Source organism: Pseudomonas oryzihabitans NBRC 102199 (assembly GCF_000730625.1).
Taxonomy (GTDB): Bacteria; Pseudomonadota; Gammaproteobacteria; order Pseudomonadales; family Pseudomonadaceae; genus Chryseomonas; species Chryseomonas oryzihabitans.
In genome coordinates, this window is record NZ_BBIT01000002.1 from 271,289 (window position 1) to 290,957 (window position 19,669).

General features: G+C 65.0%; 17 protein-coding genes. 5 read left to right on the plus strand and 12 right to left on the minus strand.

Annotation, left to right across the window (positions count from 1 at the left end; genetic code table 11):
• Positions 1–631 precede the first annotated feature (631 nt).
• The 3 genes from POR01S_RS02735 to POR01S_RS02745 all read right to left on the minus strand — a co-directional run bounded on the left by POR01S_RS02735 (position 632) and on the right by POR01S_RS02745 (position 3,677).
• Positions 632–1,993: a CitMHS family transporter gene (locus POR01S_RS02735; protein ID WP_042133587.1), complete on the minus strand. Its 1,362-nt coding sequence runs from the start codon at positions 1,991–1,993 to the stop codon at positions 632–634.
• An 86-nt stretch (positions 1,994–2,079) separates the two neighbouring features.
• Positions 2,080–2,784, minus strand: coding sequence for an S-adenosylmethionine--2-demethylmenaquinone methyltransferase (locus POR01S_RS02740; protein ID WP_027599729.1), 705 nt, complete (start codon positions 2,782–2,784; stop codon positions 2,080–2,082).
• A complete protein-coding gene (locus POR01S_RS02745; protein WP_037007868.1) occupies positions 2,781–3,677 on the minus strand; it encodes a DUF1932 domain-containing protein in 897 nt (298 codons plus the stop codon). Before POR01S_RS02745 ends, POR01S_RS02740 begins: the two co-directional genes overlap by 4 nt.
• 212 nt (positions 3,678–3,889) lie before the next feature.
• Between POR01S_RS02745 and POR01S_RS02750 the strand changes: the two genes are divergently transcribed.
• Complete coding sequence (locus POR01S_RS02750; RefSeq protein WP_042133590.1) at positions 3,890–5,854, plus strand: sigma-54-dependent Fis family transcriptional regulator; 1,965 nt, start codon at positions 3,890–3,892, stop codon at positions 5,852–5,854.
• Positions 5,855–6,081: 227 nt separating this feature from the next.
• Here the strand turns inward: POR01S_RS02750 and POR01S_RS02755 are convergent, their stop codons facing one another.
• The 3 genes from POR01S_RS02755 to POR01S_RS02765 all read right to left on the minus strand — a co-directional run bounded on the left by POR01S_RS02755 (position 6,082) and on the right by POR01S_RS02765 (position 9,490).
• A complete protein-coding gene (locus POR01S_RS02755) occupies positions 6,082–7,305 on the minus strand; it encodes an MFS transporter (RefSeq protein WP_042133592.1) in 1,224 nt (407 codons plus the stop codon).
• Positions 7,306–7,687: 382 nt separating this feature from the next.
• Positions 7,688–8,596: an EthD domain-containing protein gene (locus tag POR01S_RS02760; RefSeq protein ID WP_042133593.1), complete on the minus strand. Its 909-nt coding sequence runs from the start codon at positions 8,594–8,596 to the stop codon at positions 7,688–7,690.
• Positions 8,597–8,764: 168 nt separating this feature from the next.
• Entirely contained in the window at positions 8,765–9,490 is a 726-nt protein-coding gene (locus tag POR01S_RS02765; RefSeq protein WP_042133595.1) for an SDR family NAD(P)-dependent oxidoreductase, read from the minus strand.
• Between the two features lie 103 nt (positions 9,491–9,593).
• On the opposite strand from POR01S_RS02765, the gene POR01S_RS02770 reads away from it, so the two are divergent.
• Positions 9,594–9,986 (plus strand): winged helix-turn-helix transcriptional regulator, encoded by a 393-nt coding sequence (locus POR01S_RS02770; RefSeq protein ID WP_042133597.1) that lies wholly within the window; start codon positions 9,594–9,596, stop codon positions 9,984–9,986.
• 181 nt (positions 9,987–10,167) lie between these two features.
• Here the strand turns inward: POR01S_RS02770 and POR01S_RS02775 are convergent, their stop codons facing one another.
• Together POR01S_RS02775 and POR01S_RS02780 are read right to left on the minus strand one after the other, a co-directional pair.
• On the minus strand, positions 10,168–10,893 hold the full coding sequence (locus POR01S_RS02775) for a TrmH family RNA methyltransferase (RefSeq protein WP_027601994.1): 726 nt from the start codon (positions 10,891–10,893) through the stop codon (positions 10,168–10,170).
• A complete protein-coding gene (locus POR01S_RS02780; RefSeq protein WP_042133599.1) occupies positions 10,893–12,542 on the minus strand; it encodes an NAD(P)/FAD-dependent oxidoreductase in 1,650 nt (549 codons plus the stop codon). Before POR01S_RS02780 ends, POR01S_RS02775 begins: the two co-directional genes overlap by 1 nt.
• 244 nt (positions 12,543–12,786) lie before the next feature.
• Between POR01S_RS02780 and rlmE the strand changes: the two genes are divergently transcribed.
• Together rlmE and POR01S_RS02790 are read left to right on the plus strand one after the other, a co-directional pair.
• On the plus strand, positions 12,787–13,407 hold the full coding sequence (rlmE, locus tag POR01S_RS02785; RefSeq protein ID WP_042133601.1) for a 23S rRNA (uridine(2552)-2'-O)-methyltransferase RlmE: 621 nt from the start codon (positions 12,787–12,789) through the stop codon (positions 13,405–13,407).
• 352 nt (positions 13,408–13,759) lie between these two features.
• Complete coding sequence (locus tag POR01S_RS02790) at positions 13,760–14,131, plus strand: hypothetical protein (RefSeq protein ID WP_027599722.1); 372 nt, start codon at positions 13,760–13,762, stop codon at positions 14,129–14,131.
• A gap of 122 nt (positions 14,132–14,253) precedes the next feature.
• Here POR01S_RS02790 and POR01S_RS02795 read toward each other — a convergent pair whose 3' ends face one another.
• The 3 genes from POR01S_RS02795 to POR01S_RS02805 all read right to left on the minus strand — a co-directional run bounded on the left by POR01S_RS02795 (position 14,254) and on the right by POR01S_RS02805 (position 18,318).
• Positions 14,254–15,912, minus strand: coding sequence for a methyl-accepting chemotaxis protein (locus POR01S_RS02795; protein ID WP_042133603.1), 1,659 nt, complete (start codon positions 15,910–15,912; stop codon positions 14,254–14,256).
• Between the two features lie 773 nt (positions 15,913–16,685).
• Positions 16,686–17,432: a BPL-N domain-containing protein gene (locus POR01S_RS02800; protein ID WP_042133605.1), complete on the minus strand. Its 747-nt coding sequence runs from the start codon at positions 17,430–17,432 to the stop codon at positions 16,686–16,688.
• A 133-nt stretch (positions 17,433–17,565) separates the two neighbouring features.
• Positions 17,566–18,318, minus strand: a complete 753-nt coding sequence (locus POR01S_RS02805; RefSeq protein ID WP_042133607.1) for a DeoR/GlpR family DNA-binding transcription regulator — start codon at positions 18,316–18,318, stop codon at positions 17,566–17,568.
• Between the two features lie 104 nt (positions 18,319–18,422).
• Here POR01S_RS02805 and POR01S_RS02810 point away from each other — a divergent pair, with 104 nt between their 5' ends.
• Complete coding sequence (locus POR01S_RS02810; RefSeq protein ID WP_027599718.1) at positions 18,423–19,019, plus strand: NUDIX domain-containing protein; 597 nt, start codon at positions 18,423–18,425, stop codon at positions 19,017–19,019.
• 80 nt (positions 19,020–19,099) lie between these two features.
• Here POR01S_RS02810 and POR01S_RS02815 read toward each other — a convergent pair whose 3' ends face one another.
• Positions 19,100–19,660 carry a DUF1993 domain-containing protein gene (locus tag POR01S_RS02815; RefSeq protein ID WP_007158734.1) on the minus strand — a complete coding sequence of 187 codons (561 nt, stop codon included), beginning with the start codon at positions 19,658–19,660 and terminating at the stop codon, positions 19,100–19,102.
• Between the last annotated feature and the right edge of the window lie 9 nt (positions 19,661–19,669).

Here is a 19,669-nt window from a genome sequence, read left to right on the forward strand (position 1 = left end):
CCTTTGCCTCTTAGGTCTGGGCCGTCTCCCGCTGCGAAACGCGCTAACAACGCGATCGCAGGGGAGATGCGAATACCTGAGGCGGGTGCAAGGCCGATGCCATTTGAAATTGGTTCGCTGGACCTTTCAGCGCGAGGCTCTGGGGCGATGCCTGGATTCCGGTCGCGGTCCGGACCCGCAGCATTGGTTCGCGTCTGGGCGAACCTTTGTCCGGCTACTCACGAGACGCTGCGCCAGGATGGAGCCCGGTTGCACCGGAGCGGCGCGTTGGGAATGTCACTCAGCGCCTGCCCCGATACTCCGCCTCCCACGCTGAGCGGATCGATGCAAGGGATAGCCAGATCTTCCTCGTGCTGCCGGACCCTACGTAAATGTTCGGTCCCGCTGCCGAGCGCTGAATGGACAAAGCCGCGGAAGAGTCTTCGTGGCGGTCAGTGTCCAGGCCTCGCCCAGGAGAGCGTCGATAAGGACCATTAAAGGGCTACATGTCTCGCCACTGCACATGGCTGTGCCGAATGCCTGGATGGTCTACTCGGCATTCGGCTGCATGCGCTTCTACGTCTGGTCCAACACCACCCGCGGGGACGTCGCCGCTTGCCATCCCAGCTAACAGCCGACTGGCATCAGGGCGTCAGCCGATGGGCAGTTCACCGGTCACGATGGCGGTGACGATGAACAGGCCAAACATCGGTAGCGACCACTTGAAGAATTCCTTCTGGTACTCGCCGAAGGTCATTTCCGTTCGATTCATCAGCAGGAACAGCCAGGCGACGGTGGGACTCGCATAACGCAGGGCCTGCCCCATGAATGAGGCCACGCCGATCTCGGTGGGGGTGATGCCGAACTGATAGGCGATGGGCGCCACCACCGGCAGGATGCCGAAGTAGTAGGCGTCCACCGGCAGCGCATAGCAGGCGATGGCGCCGAGGAAGGCGAAGGCCAGCGCCGTATGGCTGCCCATGGACTCGGGAATCAGCCCGGCGATGCTGGTAGCCACTGCGGCGGCCATGCCGCTGCCGTTGAAGATGCCGAGGAAGCAGCCCGCCGCCAGAATGATGGACGCGACGGCGATGGCGTCACCGCCATTGGCCGTGATGCGCTCGCGCTGTTCGGTGGCGCTGTAGTTCACGGCCAGGGCGATGGCGGTTCCCAGCATGAAAACGATGGCGCCACTGGCCCAGCCGGCCAGCAGCGTGACCAGCATGATCACGGTCAGCGCCAAGTTGAACAGGAAGAGGCGGGGGCGCTTGAATTCCCGGTCGTTTTCCTGGATGACAGTGACCATGTCCTCGATCTGCTGCGGCGTGACGATGGCGCGTTCGCCGGGGATGTAGCCGAGCCGCGCGCGCTCTTTGCGCCCCATCAGATAGGCCATGCAGAACACATAGACGAAGGAAACCCCCAGGATCGGCAGGATCGCCACGAAGAGGGTATTCACCTCCACGTTCAGCACCGCGGCGGCGCGTGCCAGCGGGCCGCCCCAGGGCAGGCAGTTGCCCAGGCCACAGGGCAGGATGATGAGCATGGCCAGGTTCGACAGCTTCAGCCCCATCTGCTTGTACAGCGGCAGGAAGGCGCTGGTGATGATCAGGATGGTGGTAGTGCCATCGCCGTCCAGGGTCACCACCGAGGAGGTGAAGGCCGTCACCAGGATGATCTTCAGGGGATCACCGTTGGCCTTGCGGATGAGATAGGCACACAGCGGATCGAACAGCCCCACGTTCATCATCAGGCTGAAGTAGAGGATGGCGAAGAGGATCATCACCGTGGGGTTGACTGTGCCCAGCGCCACCTTGCCGCTCTGGCTGTTGGAGTAGAACAGGCCTTCGCGAATCCAGGTGACCAGGGATTCGAAGGGGACGCCGCTGGCTATGCAGGCCAGGGCGCCGGCGGCCAGGGAGACCACGATCAAGCCGGTGAAGGGTGACAGCTTCTGCCGGATGACCAGGAACAGAAAGGCGATGATCAGCGCATAGCCGAGGAAGGTCAGCATTCGGAGCAACTCCCAGTCTTATTGTTATCGGGACGCGAAACGAGTGGAGCGGGAGGAGTCCTGGTGGTGGACTCCTCGGGCGACGGTCAGCGCTTTTCCAATAGCGCGGTCACCCAGTCCGGCGCCAGCGGCGGCAGGGGCTCACCCTGGGCACGACAGCGGGCATAGTCGGCGATGATCGTGCGGCGCTGCGCCTCGTAGGCGTCCTTCTTCTCCGCGGCTTCGAGCACCTCCAGCAGGCGGGCGCGAGGCACCACGGTGATGCCGTCGTAGTCGCCGAAGACCAGATCACCCGGGGCGACCTCGACCCCCGCGCACTGGACCGGCACGTTGATCCGACCGGGGCCGTGCTTGGCCGGGCTGCGCTGCATGAAGCCCTTGGCGTAGATCGGGATGTCCAGCTCCGCCAGCGGGCGCCGGTCACGCACGCAGCCATCGACCACCAGACCCGCGAGACCCACCGCCTGGGCGGCCCCGGCCATTAGGTCGCCCAGATAGGCACGCTCCCGGTTCGCCTTGCCGGCCACCACCAGTACGTAGCCCGGTTGCCCCTGGTAGATGGCGACGTGGATGGGGAAGTTGTCGCCATCCTCGGTATCCACGGTGCAGGCAGTGCCCAGTAGGAGCTTGTCCGGGTCCAGCGGCAGCAGATCAGCGTCCATGCAGCCGCTGCGGGGGATGCCCAGGCTCTGCATGCCATCGCACAGCTGCGCCGGGCTGAGCGCGCGAAAGCGCTCGAGCAGCACGGCGGGAATGAGTTCGGGTAGCGGCAGGTACTGATCGGTGTTCATCGCGACGACTCCTGTTGGGCGCGGGTGAAATGGACGATGGCGGTGCGGTAGTCCAGCTCGCTACCCCCGGAGCCGAGTTCGGTGTGCCAGTCCTGCTGCGCCAGTTTCAGAAGTTGATCGCGGGTCGCGATGGACATGCTGGCATCAACGCCCACCGCCTGCAGGGTCGCGACGACGTCGTCCAGTTCGGCGGCGCGGCGTTTGGCATGGATGAGCGTGCGGGCGGTGAAGGTGTCGGCCAGTTGCGTCACCGTCTTGCCATCGAGGGACTCGCTGAGGGAGGCGACCAGGGTGTCGAGCACCCCGAAGCGCTCGGCCGCCTGAAAGGATTCGAGGAATAGTTGCGGCAGCCCCTTCATCACCACGCTCTTGAGCATCTTGATGGCCGAGGCGGCGCCGGGCTCGGCCTCCAGGACGGTGAGGCGCATGCCATAAGGGGTAAGGGCGGCGGCGAAGGCCGGCGCCGCGCTGCCGGCCAGCAGCATCGGGACGCGGTGATTGTTGCCCGGCACGGTGCCCATCACGGCGCAATCGCAAAAGCCAACACCGGCGGCCCGTGGCAGACGCTCTATGCGCTGCTTGACCCCGGGCGCCGCGGAATTCAGGTCCAGGTAGTCCTGGCCTGCGGTCAGCAGTGGCAGGATGCGCTCAGCCAGGGCCAGGGCGCTGCTTGCGCTGGTGAGGCAGAGTACGAAGCGTGCTGCCTTGCAGGCCTGCTCGGGGCTGTCGAACAGCTCCACCCCGGCCTGGGCAGCGCGCTGCCGGATCAGCGGGCCCACCTTGGCATCGTCGCGATAGGCGTCGTAGGCGCCCAGTTGCAGTCCTTCCGCAGCGCCCAGCCCGAGGGCCAGGTGATAGGCGGCCTCGCCGAAGCCTATGAAGACCATTTTCATCGCCAGCTACCTTCTTGGTGTTGTTTGCACAGTAGCGGCGCAAGGCTTGTGCCAGATCGCTCAGTCGTGTCAGGCCGAACTGAAAAAATTATTGCAATCAAATGGATAGGAAGACGTCACGGTTTTCCGCCGAACGCTGCGAAGCTAAAGTCATGGCGCGAGTTTGCAAAAGCTTTCAAGCTGGTGAAAGGCCTGAAACAAGAAGAACGTCAATGAATGCCGAGCCAAACCCTTCCGTGTCCGCCGGTCTGTCCGGTCGAATCGCCATCATCGCACCCTCGCGCACCCTTACCCTGACCATGCAAGCGTTGCTCGCCCGGCGCGGGTTAGCGCTGCCCGTGGTGGAAGCGGTACAGGGCGACGCCCTGCGTACCGCCCAGCACCTGCTGGACCAGGGCGCCGTGGTCCTGATCAGCCGTGGCAAAACGGCCCACCGCCTGCGGGAGCACTTTCGCGTGCCGGTGGTGGAGCTCAGGCACACCTTCTTCGATTGCATCAATGCCTATCGGCAGGCGTTGCGCATCTCACCTCGGGTCGCCTTTCTTGCCACCTCGGACGGCTACGCGCGGATTCTCGTCAGATCCCACCCCTTCATGCCCGATGCGCACATCTGCGTGATAGATCCGCTCGCCAGCAGTCACGAGATCGAAGCCCGCCTGGACGAACTGCAGGCCCAGGGCATCGAGGTCACCATCGGCGGGCTGTCCTTCGCCGATGCCGTCACCGCCCGCGGTCTGCATTTCGTGATGTCCGATACCGATGGCGACGCTGCCGCCGAGGCCCTCGACGAAGCCCTGCATCTGCTCCGGATTGAGGATGAACGCCGCGGACAGCGCCAGGAACTGCAGCGTCGCTACGAGCTGATCCAGGCGATCCTCGATTGCGTGTCCGAAGGCATTTTCAGCGTCGACGGCGCGGGCCGGGTGACCCGTCTGAACCAGGTCGCGCAGTCCTACATGGGGGATCTCGCCTGTGGCGATCTCATCCTCGACCTGCCCATCGGGCGCTATTTCGAGCCGGCGTTGCAGCAGGGAAAGGCGGTTCGCGGAGCCTTGCTGGACATCGGCCGCCACTCCCTGACGCTGAGCATCGCTCCCGTCGAGCTGGATGACCAGGTCATCGGCGCGGTCGCCACCCTGCAGAAGCAGACGGACATCAGGACCTTGGAGCGCAAGATGCGGCGAGCGATCGCCAGCCAGCACCTGGCGCGGCGCACCTTCGCCGATATCGTCGGCAGCAGTCCCGCCCTGCAGCGGGCGAAGCGGCTGGCCCAGGCCTACGCCAGCGCTGACAGCACCCTGATCATCGAAGGCGAGACCGGTACCGGCAAGGAACTTTTCGCCCAGAGCATCCACAATGCCTCGGCGCGCTGCCATGGCCCCTTCGTGGCCATCAATTGCGCTGCCTTCGCCCCCGGGGTGCTGGAAAGCGAGCTGTTCGGCTACGTCCGGGGCGCCTTCACCGGGGCGTCCAGCGAGGGCCGTATCGGCGTCTTCGAGCTGGCCCATACCGGTACGCTGTTCCTCGACGAGATCAGCGAAACCTCCGCGGATATCCAGCTCAAACTGCTGCGTACCCTGCAGGAGCGGCAAGTCGTCCGCATCGGCGACGACAAGGTCACGCCGGTGGACATCCGCATCATCACGGCCAGCAACAAACCCCTGCTTGAGCAGGTCGCCAGGGGGTTGTTCCGGGAAGATTTCTACTACCGGCTCTGCGTCCTGCGCCTGACGCTGCCACCGTTGCGCGAGCGCCGTGACGACCTGCCCGAATTGCTGGACCGGCTCCTGGCCGAGCCCTCCGCAGTGACCCGGGCGCTCACCCAGACCTTGCTGACTCGACTCGCCGACTACCCGTGGCCAGGCAACGTGCGCCAGCTCGCCAATCTGGTCGAGCGCCTGGGCGTCATGCTCTCCTGCGACCTACCCGCCGACGAGTTGCTCGACGAGCTGCTCGGCGACCTGCCCCATCCCGAGGTGTCCCCGCCGGCAGCACGGGCGGCCGCGTTACCCGACGAGCGCGCGATCCTGCATGCGGCCCTCAGCGCCGTGGGGGGTAATCGCAAGCAGGCCGCGGCCCGGCTCGGCATCAGCACGGCGACCCTCTGGCGGCGGATGCGGCGCTATCTGGATGAGGATCCCGCCTGCTTCAATGGCAGTCGCTATGGCGAACGCTGAGGGGATACCGACGCTGTGCGCGCTAGGTATCCGAGCCTGCAGAGGATGGTCGCATCACCATCCTCGGCAGCTGACACCGTTCACGTAGCGAACGGGGATGGCGATGGCTGCCGCCATCAAGAGATGCGGGTATTGCGTATCCTGACGTCCTTCTGGCACATGTCTCCCATATTCTTGCCACTTCGATTCAGCGTTCACAGGGGCAAGCTATACCTGCGAATGGCACTTCATTCCTTTTTGGCATTGAGATGGCTTTCCACTGCACGGAACGTCAGCAACAGCAGACCGGCGATGCCGAGCGTGAGGGGGGCGCCTAGGGCGCTGGCGAGCAAGCCGGCGAGCAGGCCACCCACCGCCTCGAAGCCGAAGCGCATGGCGATGTACAGGGCGATCACGCGGCCACGCAGCGCTGCCGGGGCATCGCCCTGCAACAGCATGTTGGTGCTGACGTTATTGGCGGTGATCCCGAAGCCCAGCAGGGCCAGCAACAGTAGCGCGAAGGTAAGCGGCATCTGGAACGCCAGCAGGCACAGGGCCAGGGCGCAGCACAACTCGGCGATGAAGATCACGCGCCTCAGGCGGTGCAAGGCGCCGGCGAGGGCGAGCATGATCGTGGCGACGAAGGCACCCGCACCGGCGGCTCCCCATAGCCAACCCAGCATCCGGGCGTCGCCGAGGTAGAGCGTCTTGGCCAGTACCGGCAGCAAGACGCTGTAGTTGGAGGCCAGCAGGTTGACGGCGACCACCCCCAGCATCAGGCGCCGGACCGAGAAGGTATTCCAGACGTAGCCCAGGCCTTCACGAAACATCTGACTGGTCGAACCGCTGGCTTTGGCGGTCGCGCTGCCCTGAACCTTCGTCAGGCCCAGCAGCAAGGTGGCAAAGGCGATCGCCGTGATCAGGAAGCACAGCGCTTCGCTACTGGCGGCGATCAGGGCGCCGGCCAACGGCGGGCCGATGAAGCGCGCGGCGTTGATCAGCATGGCATTGAGGGCGAGGGCGTTGGGCAAATCGCTGGCGTCGGCCACGAAGCTACCGATGAGTGCCTGTCTGAGCGGTGTTTCCAGGGCATTCAGCAAGCCCAGGAATAGAGCCATGGCGATCAGGACCGGTGCGTCGATCCAGCCTTGCCAGCTCAAGAGCGCGAGCAACAGCGATTGGATGGCCAGCAGCGACTGCGCCGCGATCAGGCAACGGCGTTTGTCGTGGCGGTCGATCCAGGCGCCGGCGATCGGACCTACCAGCAGTTGCGGAGCGAGCGTCAGAAAGGTGATGACGCCCAGCAGGGTGGCGGAAGCGGTGACGTGATAGGCCATCCACGACAGCGCAACCTGTTGCACCCATTTGCCCAGGGTCGACACGCCCTGGCAGGCAAAATAGATCTGGAAGTCACGATGGGCGAGCGCCCGTACAGCGGTGGGCCAACGGGAGGGCTGAGCAGGTTTCGCCAAGAAGGCTGTCTCCAGATTGACTCGGCAGGCAGCGGCCGGTCCGGCAGGTCAAGTGCGGCACCGCGACAACCAGCACGGCGATGCTTGGGACAAGAGCGGCTACCCCTGGCGCTCATGCCATACAGGGCGGGCAGTGCGCAGAACCCGTCATCAGGCCGGCCGTTTCAAGTTGCGGGGTAACAACCAGCTATGAGCTGGCTTTTTAGAATGTCATTTCGTTTTGTTGTTTGCAATGGCCAGCCCGCCAGCCCGAGCAGCCGGGCTGGCAGAAGTTGGCGGGACGAAGGTCTCCTCGTCCGGCCCTAGCGGCCGGCACGGCGCCGTTGTCGAGCATGGGGTGAACAACCAAGCCGGCCGGAAGTAGGACCGACGGCCTTCAGTCCTAGCGTGGGGTCGATGCCGAGGAGGGCGCATCGTTTTCCGGTAACGCGCCGTGACGAAGCAGATGCACGACTTCGTCCTGCGTCTGGTTGACCGCCCCGAGGCGTTCGATCAGTTCGGCCGCGCGACTGCCGCGCAGGCCGGCGGTGGTGAGCTGGCCGGCATGGACGTAGGTGTAAACCCCGGACACGGCGAATGCCTTAAGGCAGGCGATGTGCCGCGCCTGTTCGGGCAGGCTGCTGCGAAAGGCTTCGCTGGCGAAGAAACGTCGGCGTTCCAGTGGCGAGGCGAAGACGATCTCCACCATCGACAGCGCCGCGCGGATGGCATCGGCCCGGTGCGCCACGTCGGGCGACGGAGGATGCTGACCGTCGTTGACGAAGGGCACGCACGGGTGGACGCGCACTTTCAGGACGGCCGCCTGGGTGGCCAGCCAGGGGCCCAGGTGGCTCAGCAGATAAGTGTTCAGGTCCTCGAGGATGTCGCGGGGATGCAGATGGAGCTGCAGGCGATCCAGCTGGTCGGGACCGTTGTGCTGCTCGTCCGCCAGCGTGTTCTTGAAGGCATGCGAGCCATAGGGCAGATCATAGGCAAGCGTCTCGGCGAACATGTTCTGCTCGTCGCTGAACAGCACGGGGCCGGCGGCCTGGAAGGTACGCTGATGCGCCTCGTCAGCGAAGCCGATCTCGACCATTCCATCCAGTTCGTAGTCGGGAATCTCGCGGATGCCCTCGGCCAGCGGCCACAGATGGGCGTCCTGCTCTCGGTCGAAGTGGTATTGCACGTAGTGACCGAGCCCCGGCAGACGGGCGCACAGGGGACCGTGGACATCACGCCAGTATTGCGCGAACAGGTCATTGGGCACGCGTTCGCGACGCTTGACCGTGGTGTAGCTGTTGAGAGTGATCATGGGGGCGCATTCCTGAAGGCGAGACTTGGAAAGTGGACCCCTGATGTTGGCGATAAGCTCCGGACGTTCGCGAGCGAGATCCCGGGCCATGGTGCGTACCTACCCGCCCGGACCCGGACGCGCTCGATCCGTGGAGCGCGTCCTGAACATCCAGGCGCGAGACGCTTGTCAGACCTGCGCCATGCCACCGTCGACCGGCAACTCGGCGCCGGTGATGAAGCTGCTCTGGTCGCTGGCGAGAAAGAGCGCGGCCGAAGCCACTTCCTCGACGCGTGCCATCCGGCCGAGCGGGATCAGCCTGTTCAGCTGCTCCCGTACCTCCGCCGAGGTCGCCGCCATCATGGCGGTGTCCGTGGGGCCCGGCGCGACGACGTTGACGCGGATGTTGCGGGGCGCCAGTTCATTGGCCCAGGTCCGCGCGAAGGAGCGTACCGCCGCCTTGCTCGCCCCATAGACGCCATAGCCTGGGGTGCCGATCGCGGCGGCGATGGAGCCGATCAATACGATGGTGCCGCCAGCGGGCATGATCGCCGTCGCCGCCTGGGTGGCGAAGAGCAGGGCGCGTACGTTGAGCGCGAAGGTTCGGTCGAAGTGCTCTGCGGTAAGGGTCTCGAGCGGTGCGAACTCCGAGAGGCCGGCGTTCACCACCAGCACATCCACCCGCCCGGCTTCGCGCCGCACGCTGTCGAAGAAGGCGGCAAGGGCCGTCACATCGGACGCATCGAGGCTGCGCTCGAGCAACCTGCCCGCGCCGCGTTCGACGTCGCGGGCCTGGGTGCGTCGACTGCTGGCGTACACCGTTGCGCCCTCGGTCGCGAAGCGTTCCGCGATGGCCCCACCGATCCCGCCATGACCACCGATCACGACGGCGACTTTTGCTGAAAGTATGCTCATGGATCCTTACCCGGTTGCTGTGGCTGTCCAGGAGCACGGTATCATTCGTATATCTGATCGCAAGAACGCACCTGAGGGTGCCTAGATATCCAGGCGGATACCCATGTCCAGCAACGAGCTCGAACTCCCGCTCGACGTCAGCGCGACGCGTCCCATCCTCGAACACATCGGCAACAAGTGGGCCGTGCTGATCCTGAGCGTCCTGTGCACGCAGCCGGCGCGCTTCAACGATCTCAAGCGCCGCCTCCACGGCATCACCCACAAATCCCTTTCCGAGGCCTTGAAGCGGCTCGAGCGCAACGGCCTGATCAGTCGCAAGGTACTGCCGACGCAGCCGATCGGCGTCGAATACACCATCACCCCGCTTGGCAGCTCGCTGCGCGAACCCTTCGCCGCGCTTTATCAATGGTCTCTGGCGAATGGTGCCGCCATGGAAGAGGCGCAACGGGTCTACGACGAGTCGCGAAAGGGGGAAGGGCAGGAGGAGGACCTCTAGCGCCCGTCATCTGGGTTCGCCGCTCTTGCCAGCGTAGCGGACGGGCGTGGTGCTTCAGGGACTGCCAGTGAATCCCCGGCAAGAGGCTTGGTGAGTCATGAGCGCGGGCGGGACGGCCTCTCTTCGCCTGGGAGGCGCCTCGCCGCCCTCTGGAACGGCCACCACGCGGCGTGCGTCAGCGCTAGCGACTCAACTCATAGGCGCACATGTTCACCGTGGCCGCCAGATTCAGGGACTCGATGGCGCCCGAGCCGCCGATGGTGAAGGGCTGAGCGTTCAGCGCCGCCAGCTGCTCGCGCGGAACGCCGCGGGCTTCGTTGCCGAACAGGTAGCAGTCGAAGGCTGCGAAATCAGCGGACTGCACCGGCGTGCCCTGCATGTCCAGGCAGGCGAGGCGGGGGAAGCGCTGCTGCAGGCCGGCGAGTTCGACGTCGAGTTCCAGCGGGGTGTGGAAGATGGCGCCCATGCTGGCGCGGACCACCTTGGGGTTATAAGGATCGACGCTGCCCGGGCTGAGCAGGCAGCGGAAGCGCCCGAACCAGGCCAGGGTACGCAGAATGGTGCCCAGGTTGCCGGGATCCTGGATCTCGTGCAGATAGACGGCGCGCTCGCCCTCGACCGCTGCTGCCACGGGCTCCCGGGGCATGGGCACCACCGCGAGGATGCCCTGCGGGGTCTTGGTGTCGGCGAGCTGCGCCATCTGGCGGTCGCTGATCAGGTGCGTCCGGAACGGACTCTGCCAGTGTTCGTAGGCGCCCGTCACATAGAGTTCGGCGCGCTGCAGCGGGGGATGCTGCAGCGCGGCCTTTTGCAGTTCCAGCGCCAGGTGCTCGCCCTCCACCAGGAAGTGGCCGAATTCGGCGCGGTACTTCTTCTGGTGGAGCTTCTTGATGTCGTCGAGCTTCATCAACCCGCAGCCCGAACCAGCGGCGCGTCCTGCGCGTCGCCTTCCGCGAGCATCGCCTTGGCCAGGGCCTCGGCGACCTTGATGCCGTCCACGCCTGCGGAGAGGATGCCGCCGGCGTAGCCGGCGCCTTCCCCGGCCGGATACAGGCCGCGCAGATTCAAACTCTGCAGGCTGTCGTTGTCGCGGGTGATGCGCACTGGCGAAGAGGTGCGGGTCTCGATGCCGGTCAGGATGGCGTCATGGCGGTCGAAGCCGCGGATCTGCTTGCCGAAGGCGGGCAGGGCTTCACGGATGGCCTCGATGGCATAGGCGGGCAGCGACGGCGCCAGATCGCCCAGGCGCACGCCGGGCTTGTAGGAGGGCTCGACTTCACCGAATTCGGTGGAGGGCACGCCGCGAATGAAGTCGCCGACCAGTTGGCCGGGCGCGGAATAGTCGCTGCCGCCCAGTTCGTAGGCGCGCGATTCCAGGCGCTCCTGCAACTCGACGCCGGCCAGCGGATCGCCGGGGAAATCCTGCTCGGGATTGATGCCCACCACGATGCCGGAGTTGGCATTGCGCTCGTTGCGCGAGTACTGGCTCATGCCGTTGGTGACCACGCGGCCCGGCTCTGAGGTGGCGGCCACCACGGTGCCGCCCGGGCACATGCAGAAGCTGTAGACGGCGCGGCCGTTCTTGGCGTGATGGACCAGCTTGTAGTCGGCGGCGCCGAGTTCCGGGTGGCCGGCGTACTTGCCCAGGCGGGCCTGGTCGATCATGCCCTGGGGGTGTTCGATGCGGAAGCCGACGGCGAACGGCTTGGCTTCGATGTACACGCCCTGGCGGTGCAGCATGCGGAAGGTGTCGCGCGAGCTGTGGCCCAGGGCGAGCACCACATGGCGGCTGTGCAGGGTTTCGCCGCTGGCGAGCACCACGCCTTCGAGCTGGCCGTCGTTGATCACCAGGTCGGTCACCTTGCTCTCGAAGCGGACTTCACCACCGAGGGCGATGATCTCTTCGCGCATGGCGGCGACCACGCCGGTCAGGCGGAAGGTGCCGATGTGCGGCTTGCTGACGTATAGGATCTCTTCCGGCGCGCCGGCGCGGACGAATTCGTGCATCACCTTGCGGGCGTAGAACTTCGGATCCTTGATCTGGCTGTAGAGCTTGCCGTCGGAAAACAGCCCCGCACCGCCTTCACCGAATTGCACGTTGGATTCGGGGCTCAGCAGCTTCTTGCGCCACAGCGCCCAGGTGTCCTTGGTGCGGCTGCGCACGTCCTTGCCGCGCTCGAGCACGATGGGCTTGAAGCCCATCTGGGCCAGCAGCAGGGCGGCGAACAGGCCGCAGGGACCGAACCCCACCACCAGCGGGCGCTCGGTCAGGTTGGCCGGCGCCTGGCCGACCGGGTAGTAGCCGGTGTCCGGCGCCGGACGCACGTGCAGGTCATTGGCGAAGCGCGCCAGCACCGCCGCCTCGTCGCGCACTTCCAGGTCGATGATGTAGATGAACAGGATGACGCTGTTCTTCTTGCGCGCATCGTAGCTGCGCTTGAACACGGTGAAATCGAGGAGGTCGGCGTCGCTCAGCTTCAGGCGTTCCAGGATGGCCTGGCGCAGCTCGGCGGGGGTGTGGTCAAGCGGCAGAGACAGTTCGTTGATGCGAATCATGACAATAATCCTGGCCGGTGACTCCGGCAAAGGAAGGGACGAGGGGGGTAGGGCGGCGATTGTACCCGGCGGCTCCAGCGCTGTCAGGCCGGGACGATGGGCGCTCCACTAGGCGGCCTGGCGGTCGCTCGGGCGATCCCCGATTCGTCCCCGGGCGTTATCGGCTTATAATCGCCGCCACTTTGCGGCCGGCCCGACCTGGCGCGCGTCCGCTCCTCACCCGCTTTCCCGTGGTAGCTCCAACATGAAAAGATCCAAAAGCAGCCGTCGCTGGCTGGATGAACACGTCAACGATCCCTACGTCAAACGCGCTCAGAAAGACGGCCTGCGCTCGCGCTCCAGCTACAAGCTGATCGAGCTCAACGAGAAGGACAAGCTGATCCGTCCCGGCATGCTGGTCATGGACCTGGGCTCGGCGCCCGGTGGCTGGTCGCAGGTGGCCGGCGGCATCGTTGGCGACAAGGGCCGCGTGGTGGCCACCGACATCCTGCCGATGGGAGCCCTCGACAACGTCGACTTCGTCCAGGGCGACTTCACCGACGATGCCGTCTTCCAGAAGATCCTCGGCGTGCTCGATGGCCGCCAGCCCGATCTGATCGTCTCCGACATCGCGCCCAACATCAGCGGGGTCGCGGCCGCCGACCAGGCCGCCGCCATGTACCTGGTGGAACTGACCCTCGACATGGTGCGCCAGGTGCTCAAGCCCGGTGGCAACTACGTGGTCAAGGTGTTCCAGGGCGAAGGCTCCGATGTCTTCCTGAAAGACGTACGCACCTCCTTCGAGAAGGTGTTGATCCGCAAGCCCGAAGCCTCGCGTCCCCGCTCGCGCGAGGTCTATCTGGTGGGCAAGGGTTTCAAGGGCTAGTTCTGGCCCTTGCCGCCGGCGCGGGCCTGCCAGATGGCCCGCCGAGATGATCGTCCGCCGTGCTGTTTCGTCATTAATACCTGCCGCTACCCGCCGAGTGTGCGCGCTGGCTCCTGGAGCTGCTACAGCGCATTGACGCGTCTTTCGAAGAGCCGCTTCCTTCCACAGGAGACGCTGAAAATCCCGTAATCAGGGCCAAGGCGAACTGGCATTGCTCTTCAGCGCTATCCCGCAACTGTGAAGGAATGTTTCCGGCAGGAGTTAATTCCTGGGTGGCTGCTAGGGTTTCCTGTTCATCTGCGCTCAAGCAGTTGTTGCGGTGATCTCATGCCGAAAACTGGGGGCGGAAGAGATGAATACCTATGTGTTCGAGACGGCCAGAAGATTGCTGACGGACATCTATGGCGCCTTGTACGAGATGGAAAGCGGGCATGGTTTCAGATGCGTGAAGGCCGAGCGAGGTCAGATCTTCCTTTATCGGCCCGTGGCGGGTCTGGCCGAGGGCAATCTGGGCGAGATCGCCTTCGAGATCGAATCCCATGCCAGGCGCGCAGGCCGAGGGGTCGTCGAAACCCGACACTTCTTCAGGCAGCTGAAAGTCGCCAGCGGCCACCCCACCGAGCGTGACAGTCGCTATGACTGGCCGCGGATCGGCTTCACCGATAAGGAAGAGGTCACGGCTATCGTGCTCGAGCTCAAAGCCTTTCTCGGCGTGGGCCGCTGAGGCTTTCCAGCAGACAGCCTGGCCAGGGATCCTGACCAGCGTCCATCCGCTGTCTTGCAGGCAGAGGTGCTCACCCTGGGGTGAGCACCTCTGCCGAAGGGGACCGTATTGCCGGACCGGTCTCAGGCCGGCTCTTCGAAACGGGCATAGCCGACGGGGATGCCGCCTTGGCTGGCCTGCCGCGAGTTGTCGACGAGAGCGGCCGCCCGCTTGGCCAGCCCCGGTCCCGAGCGCTTGGTAGCGGGGCGCGACAGGTCTTGGCCAGTCAGGGTGCTGTTCAAGGTGAAGAACTCCATCAGTTGCTGGAGCAATTCGGCCTGGCTGCTCATCTCTTCGGCGGTGGCGGCCAGTTCCTCGGAGGCCGAGGCGTTCTGCTGGGTGACCTGGCTCAGCTGCAGCATGGCGCTGTTTATCTGCTCGACGCCAGAGGTCTGTTCTTCCGAAGCGGCAGTGATCTCCTGCACCAGGTCGGAGGTCTTGCTGATGGAGGGCACCATCTCGTCCAGCAGCGAGCCGGCGCGCTCGGCCAGGGCCACGCTGCCCTGGGCGACGTTGCTGATCTCCTGGGCGGCGACCTGGCTGCGCTCAGCCAGCTTGCGCACCTCGGACGCCACCACGGCGAAGCCCTTGCCATGCTCGCCGGCACGGGCCGCCTCGATGGCGGCGTTGAGGGCCAGCAGGTTGGTCTGGTAGGCGATGTCGTCGATGATGCTGATCTTGGCCGCGATGGTCTTCATCGCCACCAGGGTGTCCCTGACGGCCTGGCCGCCTTCGTTGGCCTCGCGATTGGCCTTGCCGGCCATGCCATCGGTGACCTTGGCGTTCTCGGTGTTCTGGGCGATGGAGGCCGACATCTGCTCGACGCTGGCACTGGTCTCCTCGACGGAGGCGGCCTGCTCGGTGCTGGCCTGGCTGATGCTCTGGGCAGTAGCAGAGATCTCTTCCGACGCGCTAGCCAGCCCATCGGAGGCACTGCGGACATCGCTGATGATCTGCGACAGGCGCTGGTTCATGCCGTCCATGGCGCGCAGCAGGGCGGCGGTCTCGTCACGGCCCTCGGCGTCGATGCGCTGGGTGAGGTCGCCGGCGGCCAGGCGATCGGCGATCTCGACGGCGGCGCGCAGGGGCCGGGTGATGCTGCGGCTCATGAGGAAGCCCAGCAGGATGCCAAAGGCCACGCCCCCCGCGATGATGCCGATCAGCATGACCCGGCTGCGGGCATAGATCTGGTCGGTGAGGTCGTTGGCGTCGCTGGCGTTCTGCTCCTTGCGCTTGGACAGTTCGGTCATCAGCACGCCCACCTGGTCGCCATAACGGCGGACACTGACCAGCTGGTTGTCCAGCTCCGGATCGGCGTCCCGCAGCGTTCTCTTGCCCGCGATCGCCATGGCCTGGTCCAGTTGAGAGGTGTAGCTGCCGAGCAACTCGTCGATCTGCCGGAAATTGGCGGCCGACGCCTCGCTGCTGAACAGGGGGCGGGCCTTGGCGAGATTGTCCCGCACGTTGGCCAGGCCCAGCTTGACCTCCGCCTTGGCCCGATTGCGATCCTCTTCGGAGGTTGCCAGCAGGTAGTTGCTGCGCGCGCGGCCGATAAAGACCAGGTTCAGATTGGCCTCCTTGATATAGGACAGCCCGAGCAACTCGTTCTGATAGAGCTGAGTTGCCAGATCGTTGATCTGGCTGCTGTTGCTCAGACCTGCCAACCCCACGACCAGGCTGATGGACGCCACGGCGATAAAGGACACGATGAGGCGGGTGCCAATCCGGAAATTCTTGAACATCTGAAAGCTCCTGCTTAGGAAGGCTAGTGTTCGCGACTAGCCAGGACTGACGACGGAATAGTGACGTCAATAGGCAGGCTTTCGGATCGGGCTTAACTAAATTTATAGTGGCCTAACGCCACTTCGATAAATAAAAACAGTTGTTGTAGTTAGCGTTAATATTCTTCCGATAATTGTTTTCACGCTAATGGTGGCGTGTGGCGAAGTTCCAGGGCGTTGTGTTCGGGCAATGCGCCGACAGTCGCTCGCGACCCCGCAGGGGGAAGCGAAGCGGACAGTAGGCGGCGCGTTGAAAGGCAGTTTCGACAGTCCAAATCGCGCATTTGGTGGATCGCGCCTCAGCGGCGTTCTGCGTAGCCACGAGTCTTGGATCCTGCAACGGTACGGATGAAGCGCGGAAGGTGGGCGGGATCATGGTTCAACTGCGCGCGGGTTCAGCGAGTAAAGTTGTGAGTAAGTGCAGCGAGTTAAACCCTGGGGCAGTTCTCTCAATCAGATTGGTCTATCTGCCAAAGTTTTAGTTGGAAGTTTTATTTTGATGGATATGGCTACAACGTTTCCATTGTTCTTTTTATATCTAGGCGCTAGCCGGAAAAGTTGGTGTTTGAGCCTTCGGCAGTTAGTGGGAGGGCACAGCAAGAGTGGTAAGGTCATGTTCGCCCGCGTCCATCCCTTGGGCGCTGCATAGCCCAACTGATCTCGCCAGTCTGACGGACGATCGCGTCGACCTGCGCGGTCTGCCTGCCAACACGTCTCACTGCCAGAGCACGGCCTCAGCGCAGGGTTTCGTCCACCAGGCTCTTGAAAAGCGACGTCCGAGGCCGGCTCGCCGGTGGGATGTCGGCCTGTTCGAACCAGCTCGCATCGGCCTCGGGATGCGGTCCGCTCAGGGCCACCACGCCACGGCCGAAGGGATAGCGGGCCGCGGCTATGTCCCCGTTGGCATAGGTCGCCAGCACCCGAACGCCAGGCGCATGACTGGGCGGTAGATAGGGCCCATCCTGGTAGAAAACGTGGTCGTCATGGCCTGCCCAGCGTACGGCGACCGCGGCGTCGTCGATGGTGGTCACGGGAAAGCCGGGGCGTCCCACCTCCGAGTCCAGATCGTCGGGTATGAGTCTGAGATTTCCGGCATCGGCTAGGTAGGCGCCCATGCACAGCCCCAGATAGCGTCCGCCCTGGGCAACGTAGTCACGCAGCGCGGCGCTGCGCGCATCGCCAAGGCTGGCCAGGGCGGCGGGAATGTCCTGGCCGCCGCCCGGCTGTACATAGAGGCTGTAGCGGCGCAGGTTGGCGGGCGTGATATCGATGCGTTCCGCCGGGCCGACGAAGTCAACGCGATAGCGCGGGTCCAGCCGTTCGATGGCCGTCCGGACCGTTTCGGAGCAGTCGTCGCATCCCGCAGGGCCGCGGTAGACGGCCACGGCCACGGTGGGCTGGGCAGCCTGGGCCAGTGGCAAGGGACCGGCCAGACAGAGGAGCGCCAGCGCGGCGCGTCTTACTCCAGTTGAAAGCGTCATCCGCGGGACTCTTTTGCAGGGGGCTCTAGGATTGGCAAGCGGCATCAGGCTTTGGCCCCATCCATTCAAGGACCGAAACACGCCGTTACGGGTCAGCTTATCAGGCGAAGGGCGTGCCAGGGCGGTAGGGGCGTCAGGCGTGGATCACGGAAAGCGCCGAACGCAGCGCCCCGAGCGTCTCGTCGTCAGGCGCCGTGTCCGTTACCAGGGTGCTGACATCGGCCAGCGGGATGATGCCGTAGGGAGAGGCCGCGCCGAGTTTTTCCCGCGTCGCCAGCACAAAGGTCTCCGCCGCCTGGCGGCTGATGATGCGCTTGATCGCGGCTTCCTCGGCATTGCCGGTGGTGGCGCCCGTCTCGGGATGCAGCCCGGTCACGCCCATGAAGTAGCTGTCGACCCGCACCCGGGCGATGGCCTCCGCACAGGCCGCGCCCAGGGTCACGATGGAATGCTTGAACAGGCGGCCACCCATGAGCTCGACCTCAATCAGCGGATGTTCGACCAGCTCCACCGCGATGTTCGGGCTATGGGTTACCACGGTGATCTCAAGCTCCTTGGGCAGGTGGCGGACGAGCTGGACATTGGTCGTGCCGCCATCGATAAAGACGATCTGTCCCGGTTGGATCAGGCGGATGCCCGCCTGGCCGAGCGCCACCTTGCTGGCCGTGGACGTCTCTTCACGCCTGGCGTAGTCCGAGACGGCAGCCGACGCCGGCAAGGCGCCGCCATGCACGCGTTGCAGCACACCTTCCGCCGCCAGTTCCCGCAGATCGCGTCGAATGGTGTCTTCCGACACCCCCAGCTGCTGGCTGAAGGCCTTGGCCACCAGTCGGCCTTCCTGGCGCAGCACCTGCTGGATAAGCACCTTGCGTTCACGGGTCAGCATCGGAGACTCCTGCACGAAAATTCTTGACGTTGCACGAAACTACACGAATTCTAGCGCGAAGGCCCAGAGCGGTAAACACCGTTCGCCAACCCAGAGGATCGCCCATGAGCATCGCCCCGCGTATTCGTGTCGAAGAGGTCGAGGTGTTGTCTGACGACTGGTTCGTCCTGAAGAAGACCACCTTCGCCTTCCTGCGCAGTGATGGCACCTGGCAGCGGCAATCGCGAGAGACCTACGATCGCGGCAATGGCGCGACCATCCTGCTCTACGATCCCCGGCGGCGCACCGTGGTGCTGACGCGCCAGCTGCGTTATCCGGCCTTCGTGAACGGGCACGACGACCTGCTGATCGAGGCGCCCGCCGGCCTGCTGGACGCGGCCGAGCCCGAGGTGCGCATCCGTGCCGAGGTCGAGGAGGAGACGGGCTTTCAGGTGCGGGAAGTGCGGCAGGTGTTCGATGCCTTCATGAGCCCCGGCTCGGTGACCGAGCGGCTGCATTTCTTCGTCGGCGAATACGCGCCAGGCGATCGCAAGTCGGCCGGGGGTGGCAATGTCGCGGAAGGCGAGGACATCGCCGTGCTCGAGGTGGACCTGGACGAGGCGCTGGCGATGATCGATGCCGGGACCATTCGTGACGGCAAGACCATCATGCTGCTGCAGTACGCGGCCCTGAAGCTCAGGCCACACCTGGCGGTCAGCTGATCGCCAAGGCTGACGACCAGGGCTCTGGCAGGCCCTCTCGGATCCGGGAGACCCGGCTCCGGGCGCTGACCGCCTGGCAACTAGGAGGACGCGCCGGGCCTCAGGAATGGCAGTACATGGGCGACGTAGTCGGCCTTGCCCAGCTCGACGCCCTGAGCGCGGAGGATGGCGTAGGCGGTCATCACGTGAAAGTAGAACTGCGGCAGCGCCCAGTCGCGGACGTACTGTTCGGCGGTGAAGTCGAACACCAGGCCCTGGGGCAGTTCGTGAGCGACCGGCGCGCCCTCCTTGATGGGCGACCCTTCGCCGGCGATGGCCTGTACCCGGTCCAGGGTTTCGCGGATGCGGGCCTGCGCCTGGGCGAGGGTGCCCGGTTGTTCGGCGGCGTTGCGGCCTTCGTTGAGCAGGTCCGTCAGTTCGGGCGGAAAGGCCTGGTCGTGCAGTCGCAACATCCCTTCCTGGGCCTGGACGCAGGCGAAGCGGATCTGGGTGGCGAGCGGGAACATGTCGGGCGCCAGGCGGGCGACCAGCAGGGCCTCGGCGGCACCGTCCGGCCGTTGGGTCTCGGCCTTGCCGAGCCAGGCCGACAGGGCGCCGAGCAGATTCGTATAGGTGGGAACGAGGATATCGGTGAAGGTCATGGCGAGTCC